Raw genomic sequence first — 12,480 nt, 5'->3', positions numbered from 1 at the left:
AAAAAAACCCTAAGCCTCGGCAGCTTAGGGTTCTCCAAAAGAAGCAGCGGCACTTTCGTGCATTCTGCTCATTTTAGAACCCTTGTCAGCCTCACTGGACTTCTTTTAAAAGGTTTTCTGTATTCGATTCATTTGACTCGTCATCCTCCGCTTTTTGCTGTGGCAGGATCAGGTTTAACAGGACACCCGTGATGGCAGCAAGTGCCATTCCAGATAGAGTGAGGTTGATTTGTTTCACCTCAATGAATGCCCCGCCAATTCCGATGACTAAGATGACTGATGCGATAATGAGATTACGCTTTTCTTCAAAATTCACTTTATGATCAATCAGGATTCTCAGACCGCTTGAGGCAATGATCCCAAAGAGCAGGAACGAAACGCCTCCCATGACCGCGGACGGCACTGTACTGATTAATGCTGAAATTTTTCCGACAAAGCCGAAGCAGATCGCAAAGACTGCTGCTCCGCCGATGACGAAGATACTGAACACTCTTGTGATGGCAAGGACCCCGATGTTCTCTCCATACGTTGTTGTTGGCGGTCCGCCAATGAGTGAAGCGAAGATCGTCGCTGCACTGTCTCCTAAAATGGAGCGGTGAAGACCAGGTTTTTTAATAAAATCTTGCCCTACAACTTTACTTAACACCACTTGGTGGCCGATGTGCTCAGACATTGTCACAAAGGCAACCGGCACCATCACTGTGAGAATGCTTAAAGTCACAGCAGGTGTGTAGTCGACAAATGGTACGACGAAGTCTGGTACAGCAAACCATTTCGCGTCAATGACCGGCTGGAAGTTCACAATGCCTTGTGTTAAAGCAAAGAGATAGCCGCTGATAATTCCGATTAATACTGGGATCAAGCTTAGGAATCCTCTTAGGAAGATCATGCTGATAATCGTGACAGCCAGTGTGAAGCCGGCGACCATTAGGTGCTTAAGGCTGTAAACAAGCTCGGTTGCATTCGGATCAACATACATCGCCATGTTGACAGCTGTTCCAGCGAGTCCGAGTCCGATGACCATAATGACTGGCCCTACGACGACCGGCGGCAGAAGTTTCATCAGCCAGCCTGTGCCGAGCCATTTAATAAATAGTGCAATGAGTGCATAAGCGACACCCGCCATGAAGGCACCAACCATTGCGGCTCCAGGGCCGCCTGTTGCTTTGACATTCAGTATGGGGGCGATAAAGGCAAAGGACGATCCAAGATACGCCGGAATTTGTCCTCTTGTGATGATTAAGTAAACAATGGTTCCAACACCACTTGAGATGAGCGCGACGGCCGGACTCATATCAATGATTTTTGGTACAAGAATGGTCGCGCCAAACATGGCAAACAAATGCTGAAGGCTAAGTGACAGCCATGTGAACGGTTTTGGGATATCTCGAATGCCTAAATTGGCTTTTTGCTGACTCATGATTTTCCTCCTAGATGTGTCCTTTTTCATTAAAAAAGCCTCTTTGCGAGTATGCGCAAAGAGGCCTAGAAAAACCGTACACGCAACTTAAGCCGTGTGCTCGGTGTCTCTGTTATTGCCCTCTTTGCAAACTCTCTGGAATGCATTTAAAAAGGTTATTTTTCATATATAGCGACAAGGTCGTTTTGATCTACTTCATTCAGCTGAACCATGACGGTCTCTGCTTTTGATGTCGGAATGTTCTTCCCGATATAATCCGCTCGAATCGGAAGCTCCCGGTGTCCCCGGTCAACGAGAACAGCAAGCTGAATGGAAGATGGTCTTCCTACATCCACAAGGGCATCCATGGCCGCTCTGACGGTTCTGCCTGTAAACAGGACATCGTCAACGACGATCAGTGTTTTGTCATTAATGTCAGCTGGGATGTCTGCACCCTTTACAAGCGGGTCTTGGTTGTCTGTCTTTTTTGTCAGGTCATCACGGTACAGCGTAATATCAAGTTCACCCACTGTGACTGGATTTCCTTCAATTTGCTCGATGCGCTCTGCAAGGCGCTTTGCAAGATGAATGCCTCTTGTCTTGATCCCCGCAAGGATGACATCTTTCATCCCTTTATTGCGCTCAATCATTTCATGTGCAATTCGGGTAAGCGCTCGTCTGATCGCTTGTTCATCAAGAATGACTGCTTTTTGTTCCATCTTTTACACCTCTTTTTGACAAATAAAAAGCCCCTTCTGCAAAGGGCAGAGAGGGGCGTTCATTTGTGCATACACGTGCACAAATTGATCCGTTATCCTTCTCAGCCTCTCTGGACTGTTTTAAAGAATCTTCATTTCTTCGTTTATTATTTCAAAAAAAGAACTGCCTGTCAATCGTTATTTCTTAATGAATCGATAAAAGCTTGCATATCAGCAGGAATCGGTGCTGTGAACTCGATATATTCTCCTGTTCTAGGATGATCAAATCCTAGAACACCTGCATGAAGCAGCTGTCCATTAAAATCGACTGTCTTTCTCGGTCCATATTTCGGATCTCCTGCAAGCGGATAGCCGATATATTTCATATGAACACGAATTTGGTGTGTTCTTCCTGTTTCAAGACGGCACTCCACAACCGTGAAGTCCTGAAAGCGTTCAATCACATCAAAGTGAGTGACTGCTTGTTTTGCACTTTCTTTTGTAACCGTCATGCTTTGGCGGTCTTTTTTGTCTCTGCCAATTGGGGCATCAATTGTGCCTGTATCATGCTGGATAATGCCATGGACAACGGCCGTATATTTTCTTGTGACGGTCTTAGCCACGAGCTGATTGACGAGTGATTCATGCGCCATATCGTTTTTCGCGACCATTAACAGTCCAGACGTGTCTTTATCAATTCGGTGGACAATTCCAGGACGCATCACACCATTAATGCCTGATAAGTCCGTGCAATGTGCCATCAGGCCATTTACAAGTGTTCCAGAGACGTGACCTGGCGCTGGATGAACAACCATTCCTCGTGGTTTATTCACCACTAGCACATCTGCATCCTCATAATAAATATCAAGATCCATTGGTTCTGCTTCTACATCTAGTACTTCTGGGTCTGGAATCTCGACTTTAATCTGATCTCCAGCTTGTACTTTGTAATTGGCTTTCACTTGTTTCCCGTTTACTTCGATCAGCCCATCCTTTACCCACTGCTGGACTTGGGTTCTTGACCATTCTGGTTCTGTCGTGCTTAGAAATTTATCAAGCCGTTCACTCGTTTGTTCTTCTGAAACGGCAATATTTACTTGATTCATGTAGTTGACTCCTTCGTTTTCTTTCCATCTAACAGCATTTGAATGAAGAGCAGAATAACCCCTACACATAGAGAAGAATCTGCAATATTAAAGATTGGGTAGTGATAATTCCCAAAGACGAAATGAGCAAAATCTACCACTTCCTGACGGAAAACGCGGTCGATAAAGTTTCCAATTGCTCCGCCAAGCATTAAGGCCAGTGCTACTCCAAGCAGCTTGTCCTTTTGCCCATGCTTTTGCAAATAATAAACAATTCCCGCAATAACAACGAGTGTGATCACATAGAAAAACCACATTTGTCCTTGGAGAATTCCCCATGCGGCTCCTGAATTTCGGTGAGACGTGATATAAAAGAAGCCATCAATCACTGGATAAGAATCTCCGAGCATCATATTTTTGACAATGAGCCATTTTGTTAATTGATCTAAACAAATCATCACGAATGCGATTATGTAATAGAACACACACGTTCCTCCATCTTCATACTTTGGTCTTTAAGCATTTTATCAAGAAAACAGGAAGGAGTAAAGAAACTTTAGTTGACAGACAAAAACCTCCCTACATGTGGAAGGCTTCAAAATGAGAATCATCTGATTCATGAGGATAAGGAGTGAATGCTTTTTTCTCGTATTGCTTATGATATAGAAAGTCGTCAGCCGTGCGGGCGGTAGGAAGAATACTCATTTGTTCAAGCGGAATGGCATCACCTGTCGCCTCACATATACCATAGGTTCCCTGCTCAATTTTTGCAATAGCGAGAGACACATCTTGCAGCTCTTCTTTGATGTGATAAAGAAGCGTGGTCGTTTGGACCTCGTTCATTGAGACATGCTCAGCGGGTGAACGAAATGATGCGTATTCAAACAGTTTAGATTGCAGCTCTTCTTTCATTTGAAGGAGTTCCGTGTAAATCGTCTCTAGATCGCCATTCATGTCGCTATTTCAACTCCTGCCCTGTCGTGATAATCATATTGTTGCCCCGGCTGTCCACTTTAAAGCCATAAGATTTTTCCTTTCGTTCTAAACGCTGTCATTTTCTCAAAAAAGAAAACGCCCCGCATATGGCGGGGCGCTAGTTGGTCATATCACACTGTTAATTCTGGTAATATTTTTCCACGATTTCAGCATTTTTCAGTGACAATGTTGGGTATTTCGGATTTGCACCAACATCTTTTGAAATAATGCGGGAACGTTCGCACAGTTCTCCTTCTGCTTTTTGAACCAGAATCCGTCCTGATGTGTATTCAGGCGCTGAAGCGTCAGCATTTTGCTCATCTTCTACCGTTAATTCTGAGATGATAAAGAGCTGCTTCACATCTTCTTTGATAGATTCAAGAAGATTTTTCACTTCATCTGTCGCATAAAGGGTCACACTTGCTTCAAGTGAACGTCCGATGACTTTCTCATTACGCGCAATTTCGAGCGCTTTTAGAACATCGTCACGCACTTCCATAAAGCGGTCAAACTTCACTTCTGTCGCTTCCGCTTGAGGAACAGTCACACCTTCTGGCATATCTGTTAACTGAACACTTGGCTCTTCAACAAAGCTTAAGTGGCTCCATAATTCATCTGCTGTATGCGGAAGAATTGGTGCAGTCAGCTTCACTAATGCCATTAATGTTTCGTAGAAGACCGTTTGCATGCTGCGGCGGTCTGGATGATCTGCATGCTCAATGTACACGACATCCTTTGCAAAATCGAGATAGAAAGAGCTTAGCTCAATCGTACAGAAATTGTGAATCGCATGATATACGACCGCAAATTCGTAATCATCATAGGCCTTTTTCACTTTATCAATCAATTTGTTTAATTTGATCAAGATATATTGATCCACTTCGCGAAGCTCTTCTACCGGCACCGCATTGACTGCTGGGTTAAAGTCAAATAGGTTTCCATGCAGGAATCGGAACGTGTTACGGATTTTACGATAGACCTCTGCTACTTGTTTCAAGATATCATCAGACACTGGGTGATCGGCTTGATAGTTGACAGAAGATACCCAAAGTCTAAGAATCTCCGCCCCAAGCTGCTTCGCTACCTTTGTTGGGTCAATCGTATTGCCTAATGATTTACTCATCTTGCGTCCTTCTTTATCAAGCGTAAAGCCGTGGCTTAGAACACCTTTATACGGTGCTTTTCCAGTGACAGCAACTGCTGTTGATAAGGAAGAGTTAAACCAGCCGCGATATTGGTCAGAGCCTTCAAGGTAAAGGTCTGCCGGACGGACAAGGTCATCTCTTTCTTCTAAAACGGCCTGGTGAGAAGAACCGGAATCAAACCATACATCCATGATGTCCTGCTCTTTTGTGAATTCACCGTTCGGGCTTCCTGGATGTGTAAAGCCTTCTGGCAATAGTTCTTTCGCTTCTTTTTCAAACCAAATATTAGAGCCATGTTCTCTAAATAATTGAGAGACATGCTGAATCGTTTCATCTGTGATGATCGGCTCGCCATTTTCCGCATAAAAGACCGGAATTGGAACGCCCCATACACGCTGTCTTGAAATGCACCAGTCGCCTCTGTCTCGCACCATGTTGAATAGGCGTGTTTCGCCCCATGCTGGAACCCATTTCGTTTCTTTAATATTGTCTAATAGCGCTTCTCTGAAATCCTTAATCGATGCAAACCACTGAGCTGTCGCACGATAAATGGTTGGTTTTTTCGTTCTCCAGTCATGCGGGTAAGAGTGCGTGATAAAGTCGAGCTTTTTCAGTGCGCCTTTTGCTTCAAGCTGTTCTGTGATCGCTTTATTGGCATCCTCGTAGAATAATCCTTCAAAACCAGGCGCTTCTTCTGTCATCACACCTTTTTCGTCTACTGGACATAGCACATCAAGACCGTATTTCATACTGACAATAAAGTCATCTTCCCCGTGACCTGGAGCTGTGTGAACACAGCCTGTTCCTGCATCCGTTGTCACGTGGTCGCCAAGCATGACAAGAGAATCTCTGCCGTAGATCGGATGCTCTGCAACGATGGTATCTAATTCTTTTCCTTTTAATGTTTTCACGACTTCATACTCTTCAAAGCCAAGTGTTTTTGCCACTTGTTCAACTAGCTCAGATGCGACAACATATCGCTCAGCACCCACTTGAAGAACGCTGTACTCTAGGTTTGGATGAACACAAATCCCAAGGTTTGCAGGAAGTGTCCAAGGGGTTGTTGTCCAGATGATGAATTGTTCGCCGTTTTCAAGTACGCCTTTGCCATCTTTCACTTTAAATGAAACGTAAATGGATGGTGAACGTTTGTCTTTATATTCAATTTCCGCTTCAGCAAGTGCTGACTCACTTGAAGGAGACCAGTTAACAGGCTTTAGTCCTTTGTAAATATAGCCTCTCTTCGCCATTTCACCAAAGACAAGAATTTGCTGCGCTTCGTACTCAGGCTTTAAGGTTACATATGGATTGTCCCAGTCTGCTCTTACGCCTAATCGCTTAAACTGATTGCGCTGACCTTCGATTTGCTTCCAAGCATACTCTTCACATAGTTTGCGGAATTCAGCTGTCGACATTTCTTTACGTTTGACTTTTTTATTTTTAGTAAGAGCCGTTTCAATTGGTAAGCCGTGTGTATCCCAGCCCGGTACGTACGGTGCGTGGAACCCATTCATTGATTTAAAACGGACAATAAAATCTTTTAGGATTTTATTGAGTGCGTGCCCCATATGAATGTCACCATTCGCATATGGAGGTCCATCATGCAAAATAAAGGTCGGGCGTCCTTTTGTCCGCTCTAAAACCATTTGATAGATGTCTTTTTCTGCCCACTCCTCTTGGATTTCAGGCTCTTTGTTCGGCAAGTTCCCTCTCATTGGGAATTCTGTTTTCGGCATTAATAAGGTGTCTTTGTAGTTCATACCCATTCCTCCATATGCAAATTCTGATTAAAAAACAATAAAAAAAGCCCTCTCATCCCATAAGGGACGAGAAGGCTTGTCTCGCGGTACCACCCTTTTAGACAGCGCTATGAAACAGCCGCTTATCCACTCTAAAATCGTAACGTGATCAGACGCCTTTTCTTACTCATTCATTTCAGAAAAGGAACTAAAGGGGTGATCTCATTGCAGCGTCTCGTAATGTCAGGCTTCCACCATCCCTGATTCGCTTTATTACGCATATGACAACTGCGAGTGTCCCTTTCAAACGTTTATCTCTTGTTAATTTATGATGGTATTATATGCAACATGTGCACGTCATGTCAAGATGACGCGCTTATTCTTTTTCGTCAAAGACAGCGTCAACTTCATATTCCAGTAAATGATCCCAATCGTCATTTTTTAGAAGATCAAGCTGAGCTTCGATGAGCATTTGGAAGCGAGTTCTAAAGACCTTCGACTGTTTCTTCAGCTCTTCGATTTCCATCGCAATCTTTCTTGATTTTGATAGCGCTTCGTTGATAATACGATCTGCATTTTTCTCTGCTTCACGAATAATCAATTTCGCTTCTTTATCAGAATGACGTTTGACGTCTTCTGCTGCTTCCTGCGCCACAAGAATTGATTTGTTTAATGTCTCTTCAATTGTCGCAAAATGACCAAGTCTTTCGTCAAGTTCGTTTACTTTTTCTTCAAGTTCGTTCTTTTTGCGAAGCACGATTTCGTAATCTTTACGTACTTGGCTTAAAAACTCGTTTACTTCATCTTCATCATAGCCGCGAAAGCTTTTTGTGAACGTTTTATTATGAATATCATTAGGTGTTAATGGCAACCTCGCCACCTCCAGATTCAAGTTCGTTATGTCAGAAGCTCAAATGTTACTTTAAATTTATCTTTTTTGGTCTTCCCATCAATCGTTTTCAAGCTAAATCGGCCAAATCCCCGTACAGAGAGCTGATCGCCTTCGCCGATTGTAAAGGAAGGGTCCTCAGTGACTTTCCAATTAACTTTGACAAGCCCATTTTTGACCAAAAGCTGTGCCTTTTGCCGAGACTGACGGCTGATTGCAGCACATACCGCATCAAGCCGCAGTGAAGAAATAGTATCTTCTTTGATGTCAGTCTTGCTCATAACCGGTTTTAAATCTGCCTGCGTGATTTCCTCTAATGAAACGGAGGCTCTGCCGACATGCGTCAGCTGCGCCCGCACAAAATCAGCGACATCACTTGTACAAATAAACTGCACATCTTCCTCTGAAAATAACAGATCTCCGAATTTTTGACGCTTCAAGCCTGTCCCAATCAGTGAGCCGAGAAGCTTCGGGTGTTCTAAGGAAATAAACTTTTTCGCATAATTCACCTGAAAATAAGACAGCTCAACATCCTGAGTAGCCGGTTCTAAATATTCAGGATAAATGAGAGCTCTTTTGCGCTCCGCTCCTTCATACCCGCCAAAAAACATGATCCCAAGCTCATCAGCATGCTGGATGACGGACTCGGTAATAAACTGCTCACGCGGATCAAGAAAGTCTGTTAATTTCATTCGATACTGGTCGAGTGCGATTTTTTTCCAGCCTAACACTTGGTCGACAAATGGCTGTTCGTCTTTTCTAAAATGTTGATAAATATCGCTCATATTGTTCCCCTCTTATGTAAAAGAGCCTGGCAGCGCCAAGCCCGGCAGCCTGTCTACATGAAGCGTACAATCATATTGTAAAGACCAGTTAGTCCATATGATGATGCAAAACGAATCACAAGCAATGCCACAATTGGCGAGATGTCAATCATGCCAATTGGCGGAATAATTTTACGAAATGGTTCTAAATACGGTTCGCAAATATTTGTCAGAAAACGCCCAATCGATGTTTCTCTTGCAGATGGCACCCATGACATAAAGATGTAAATAATAATCGCGAATGAGTAAATCGTTAATACAGTCTGTAAAAGCTGGAAAATGTAATATAAAATCACTTTGATTTACCACCTCTGAGGTTCTTCCTCTGTCAAAAGTTCTGATATTGTGCCAGATACATCCACATTATCAGGTGTGCAGAGGAATATATTCGAGCCAATGCGCTGGATGTCTCCACCGATTGCATAAACAGTTCCGCTTAAGAAGTCAATGATTCGCTTTGCTTGATCGTGCTGAATGCGCTGCAAATTCACGACGACTGCACGTCTGTTTTTAATATGGTCTGCAATCTCTTGCGCTTCTGCATAAACACGCGGCTCACTTAACACCACTTTAGAGGATTTCTGCAAGCTTTGCAAGCTGACGACATTTTGTTTTCCAGTCTGCGGACGCTCTTGAAATGCCGCTTTGTCCTTCGTTCCTTTTTCTTCTTGGACTGGTTCTCTTTCTTCATCAATATATTCGTACTCATACTCTTCATCGTCGAGAGTGAAAAAGCTTTTAAACTTATTTTTTATGCTCATGTCACGCACCTCCTGTTTCATTTCCAACAAGTGAAGAGCCAATCCGAACGAATGTCGCACCTTCTTCAATTGCGATTTCAAAATCATTTGACATGCCCATCGATAAATGCTGACAAGGTGCATTTACTTGGTTAAGATGTTTTACTTCTTCTTGAAGATTTTTTAATGTTTTAAAGCAGTTTCGTATCACAGTGTGATCATCTGTAAATGGAGCCATCGTCATCAGTCCAGCAATTTCAATCTTTTTGAAATCAGCGAGCTGCTTCACAAATGGAATCACGTCTTCACTTTGTAAGCCGTGTTTTGACTCCTCCAGCGATGTGTTTACCTGTACAAAACAGCGAACCGTGTGATCCGCTCTTTTTTCAATTTCATTCGCAAGAGACATCCTGTCGAGCGAATGTAAGTAGTCAATTGTTTGAATGACAGATTTTACTTTTCGTGTTTGTAAACTGCCGATGAAGTGCCAGCTAATGCTTTCATCGGTTATGGCCGCTTGTTTTTCAAGTAACCCTTGGTCACGATTTTCTCCAAAGTGCAAAATTCCTGCTTCCTTGGCTTCTTGTGCTCGCTCAATCGAGACATACTTTGTGACAGCGACGACCGATACATCCACTGGGTTCCGGCCGGCTCTTTTACATGCTTCGTTTATTTGTTCATTTATTTGTCTGAGATTCTCTCGTACATTCAATTGCACTTATGCCTCCTTAAACCCGACAAAAGACATCATACGTCCTGTTTTCCCTTGATCACGGCGGTGTGAGAAGAAAAGCTGATCACTGCAGCTTGTGCACATCGAACTGACATGTATGTTTTCTTCTTTCATCCCTGCATGAAGCAATACGTTTTTGTTTAATGTTTTCAAGTCTAATTTATATTGTCCCTGTGAAATCTCGGAATACACATCCTCTGTTGAAAAGGGAAGCTGTTTCACTTGATCCATGACCACGTCATCGACTATGTAGCAGCAGCTGCCAATGGATGGTCCAATGACGACTTGTATTTGATCGGTCTTGGCACCTTCTTGGTTGACCCATAGATCTACCATCTTTGCACCAATTTGCTTGACGGTTCCTTTCCATCCGGCATGGGCTGTTCCGATGAGTCCATTTTGCGGAGCTAGAAAATAAAGCGGAACACAATCGGCGAAACAAAGAGCGAGCATCATGTTCGGTTCAGACGTATATAAACCGTCTGTTCCAGGCAGTGCCTCATGATAATGAAGACTTCCTCTTCCTCTTTGCTCCTTGGTGACTTTCTTGATGCGGTCATCGTGTGTTTGGTCTGCAAACACCCAATCAGAGAGCGGCACAGCAGTAGCATCTGCTATGACTTGACGATTCATTTGGACACTAGAAGCATCATCTCCTACATGGAGTCCAGTGTTCAATGATTGATATGGAGAAAGGCTGAAGCCGCCATTTTTTGTCGTAAATCCGGCCAATACCTCTTTACCAGAACATGTCATGTTCGTCCAATCATGAATGGTCATTGCATAAGGTGATTTCTGCTGAAAGGGGTCATATTTGTGTGTCAAAGCTGCCCTCCCACCTTTCATTCATCTCTCTTTATTTCGCTCCTATTTTACCACAAGACATGCGTAGACAGTTAGTGGGATTCATTAAATATTACACTCAAATGTGCCCTTTCTACAGGTTTTTTTTCAAATTGATATGAAAACGTAATCTTTTTACCCGAAAAAGACATTGTTTGCTAAGAATGGAGAGCTTATTTTAAGGATCATTGAATAATTCATTGAGGAGTTATACGAATTTTAAGAAGACAATCGGACAAGTATCACATCTTCGCCAATTTTTACTATATTTCGCCACGGCACAATCATTTCCTCTTCTTTTCCGAAAAATCCCATCATTTTACCTGTGCCGCCGATAATGATCGCTTGTATTTTACCGCTCGTGACATTAATATCAATGTCCCCAATGGTGCCTAGTTTTTTTCCGCTCGACACATCGACGACATCCTTGATTTGGAATTCAGAAATACTGATCATCTGTCCTTCCCCGCCTTTCGTTTTCTACTATAATATGTATGATGGAAAAGCAGGGATACAGACCAATAGTTTCTTTCATCTACAATTTACTTAAGTGAGGACGGCCATTTCTCCACATCACATCTACCGGACATTCAAAGAAGGAAGAAAGCAAATCGCTTGTCATCATCTCTTTTGTTTCTCCTTGATCAAAAACAGTCCCATCTTTTAATAATAAGGTGTGCTGAAAAACAGGCAAAATCTCTTCTGCATGATGGGTCGTATAAAGTAAAGTAGGCGCATCAGGCTTTGAAGCAATGAATGAGATGGTCTCCAGCACCTGTTCTCTTGCTAAAAAATCAAGACCCGTCACAGGCTCATCTAAAATCAAGAGCTTGGGATCATTCATTAAAGCCCTCGCAATCAGGACTTTTTGCTTTTCTCCTTGTGAGAGTGTTTCATATGTCCGGTTCGCATATTTGAATGAACCAAATGCTTTTAATAGATCAATGGCTTTCTCTCTTATCTCATCTGTCGGGGTTTCATAAAGCCCGATCGAAGCAAATGCTCCGCTGAGAACTATTTCAAATGCATTGTCGTCTCTGTGCAGTTTCTTTTCAAGTCCCGCAGAAATGAGGCCAATTTTCTTCCTGAGCTTTTCGCCAAGCGCCTCCTTGCCAAAGACATGTCCCAGCACGGTCATCTCACCTGACGTGGGGAAGTAATATGAGCAGAGCATATTTAATAAAGCGGTTTTTCCCGCACCATTTAAACCGTAAAGCACCCAGTGCTCCTCTTTGTTCACCTGCCAGTCAACAGATTGCAGCAGCCATTTCCCATTTCGTTTTAAAGAAACATCCTTCAATTCAAGTGACACCATCATTTCCCCCTGAGTAAAAATTCTGAATAAACAAATAATGAATGTTTACAGCATATCGCAATTGCTCTTTCTGGTAAACCTCACATAAGAAAAGC

At 43.0% G+C, this 12,480-nt stretch carries 14 protein-coding genes; all 14 read right to left on the bottom strand.

Going from position 1 to position 12,480, the window contains the following annotated elements; genetic code table 11:
- Positions 1-91: 91 nt before the first annotated feature.
- The 14 genes from GKC25_RS07165 to GKC25_RS07100 all read right to left on the bottom strand — a co-directional run bounded on the left by GKC25_RS07165 (position 92) and on the right by GKC25_RS07100 (position 12,385).
- A complete protein-coding gene (locus tag GKC25_RS07165) occupies positions 92-1,420 on the bottom strand; it encodes a solute carrier family 23 protein (RefSeq protein WP_060596204.1) in 1,329 nt (442 codons plus the stop codon).
- 155 nt (positions 1,421-1,575) lie between these two features.
- Positions 1,576-2,118, bottom strand: coding sequence for a bifunctional pyr operon transcriptional regulator/uracil phosphoribosyltransferase PyrR (gene pyrR, locus GKC25_RS07160; protein WP_024424234.1), 543 nt, complete (start codon positions 2,116-2,118; stop codon positions 1,576-1,578).
- Between the two features lie 170 nt (positions 2,119-2,288).
- A complete protein-coding gene (locus tag GKC25_RS07155) occupies positions 2,289-3,203 on the bottom strand; it encodes an RluA family pseudouridine synthase (protein WP_034662506.1) in 915 nt (304 codons plus the stop codon).
- The gene (gene lspA, locus GKC25_RS07150) at positions 3,200-3,667 is read right to left on the bottom strand and encodes a signal peptidase II (protein ID WP_012009890.1); all 468 of its coding nucleotides are present in this window, start codon (positions 3,665-3,667) and stop codon (positions 3,200-3,202) included. The genes GKC25_RS07155 and lspA overlap by 4 nt, the downstream gene beginning before the upstream one ends.
- Before the next feature lie 94 nt (positions 3,668-3,761).
- Entirely contained in the window at positions 3,762-4,136 is a 375-nt protein-coding gene (locus GKC25_RS07145; RefSeq protein ID WP_034662509.1) for a TraR/DksA family transcriptional regulator, read from the bottom strand.
- Positions 4,137-4,296: 160 nt separating this feature from the next.
- Positions 4,297-7,062, bottom strand: a complete 2,766-nt coding sequence (gene ileS / locus GKC25_RS07140) for an isoleucine--tRNA ligase (RefSeq protein ID WP_034662512.1) — start codon at positions 7,060-7,062, stop codon at positions 4,297-4,299.
- A gap of 355 nt (positions 7,063-7,417) precedes the next feature.
- A complete protein-coding gene (locus GKC25_RS07135) occupies positions 7,418-7,912 on the bottom strand; it encodes a DivIVA domain-containing protein (RefSeq protein WP_003211323.1) in 495 nt (164 codons plus the stop codon).
- 26 nt (positions 7,913-7,938) lie between these two features.
- Entirely contained in the window at positions 7,939-8,715 is a 777-nt protein-coding gene (locus GKC25_RS07130; RefSeq protein WP_034662515.1) for an RNA-binding protein, read from the bottom strand.
- Positions 8,716-8,768: 53 nt separating this feature from the next.
- Positions 8,769-9,050, bottom strand: coding sequence for a YggT family protein (locus GKC25_RS07125; RefSeq protein ID WP_095285147.1), 282 nt, complete (start codon positions 9,048-9,050; stop codon positions 8,769-8,771).
- 6 nt (positions 9,051-9,056) lie between these two features.
- Positions 9,057-9,515: a cell division protein SepF gene (locus tag GKC25_RS07120; protein WP_034662521.1), complete on the bottom strand. Its 459-nt coding sequence runs from the start codon at positions 9,513-9,515 to the stop codon at positions 9,057-9,059.
- A gap of 1 nt (position 9,516) precedes the next feature.
- The gene (locus GKC25_RS07115) at positions 9,517-10,206 is read right to left on the bottom strand and encodes a YggS family pyridoxal phosphate-dependent enzyme (protein WP_262417227.1); all 690 of its coding nucleotides are present in this window, start codon (positions 10,204-10,206) and stop codon (positions 9,517-9,519) included.
- A 6-nt stretch (positions 10,207-10,212) separates the two neighbouring features.
- Positions 10,213-11,052, bottom strand: a complete 840-nt coding sequence (gene pgeF / locus GKC25_RS07110) for a peptidoglycan editing factor PgeF (protein ID WP_080869533.1) — start codon at positions 11,050-11,052, stop codon at positions 10,213-10,215.
- Positions 11,053-11,289: 237 nt separating this feature from the next.
- Complete coding sequence (locus tag GKC25_RS07105; RefSeq protein WP_008344958.1) at positions 11,290-11,526, bottom strand: YlmC/YmxH family sporulation protein; 237 nt, start codon at positions 11,524-11,526, stop codon at positions 11,290-11,292.
- 79 nt (positions 11,527-11,605) lie between these two features.
- On the bottom strand, positions 11,606-12,385 hold the full coding sequence (locus GKC25_RS07100) for an ABC transporter ATP-binding protein (RefSeq protein ID WP_106036777.1): 780 nt from the start codon (positions 12,383-12,385) through the stop codon (positions 11,606-11,608).
- Between the last annotated feature and the right edge of the window lie 95 nt (positions 12,386-12,480).

It is taken from the genome of Bacillus pumilus (assembly GCF_038738535.1).
Taxonomy (GTDB): domain Bacteria; phylum Bacillota; class Bacilli; order Bacillales; family Bacillaceae; genus Bacillus.
Note: the sequence above shows the minus strand (reverse complement) of the source record. Positions and strands in the feature narration are given on the sequence as shown.

Bases quoted from the DNA above. Each gene is read 5' to 3' on its own strand.
- GKC25_RS07165 (WP_060596204.1), bottom strand. From the start codon at position 1,420: ATGAGTCAGCAAAAAGCCAATTTAGGCATTCGAGATATCCCAAAACCG.
- pyrR (WP_024424234.1), bottom strand. From the start codon at position 2,118: ATGGAACAAAAAGCAGTCATTCTTGATGAACAAGCGATCAGACGAGCG.
- GKC25_RS07155 (WP_034662506.1), bottom strand. From the start codon at position 3,203: ATGAATCAAGTAAATATTGCCGTTTCAGAAGAACAAACGAGTGAACGG.
- GKC25_RS07145 (WP_034662509.1), bottom strand. From the start codon at position 4,136: ATGAATGGCGATCTAGAGACGATTTACACGGAACTCCTTCAAATGAAA.
- ileS (WP_034662512.1), bottom strand. From the start codon at position 7,062: ATGAACTACAAAGACACCTTATTAATGCCGAAAACAGAATTCCCAATG.
- GKC25_RS07130 (WP_034662515.1), bottom strand. From the start codon at position 8,715: ATGAGCGATATTTATCAACATTTTAGAAAAGACGAACAGCCATTTGTC.
- GKC25_RS07120 (WP_034662521.1), bottom strand. From the start codon at position 9,515: ATGAGCATAAAAAATAAGTTTAAAAGCTTTTTCACTCTCGACGATGAA.
- GKC25_RS07105 (WP_008344958.1), bottom strand. From the start codon at position 11,526: ATGATCAGTATTTCTGAATTCCAAATCAAGGATGTCGTCGATGTGTCG.
- GKC25_RS07100 (WP_106036777.1), bottom strand. From the start codon at position 12,385: ATGGTGTCACTTGAATTGAAGGATGTTTCTTTAAAACGAAATGGGAAA.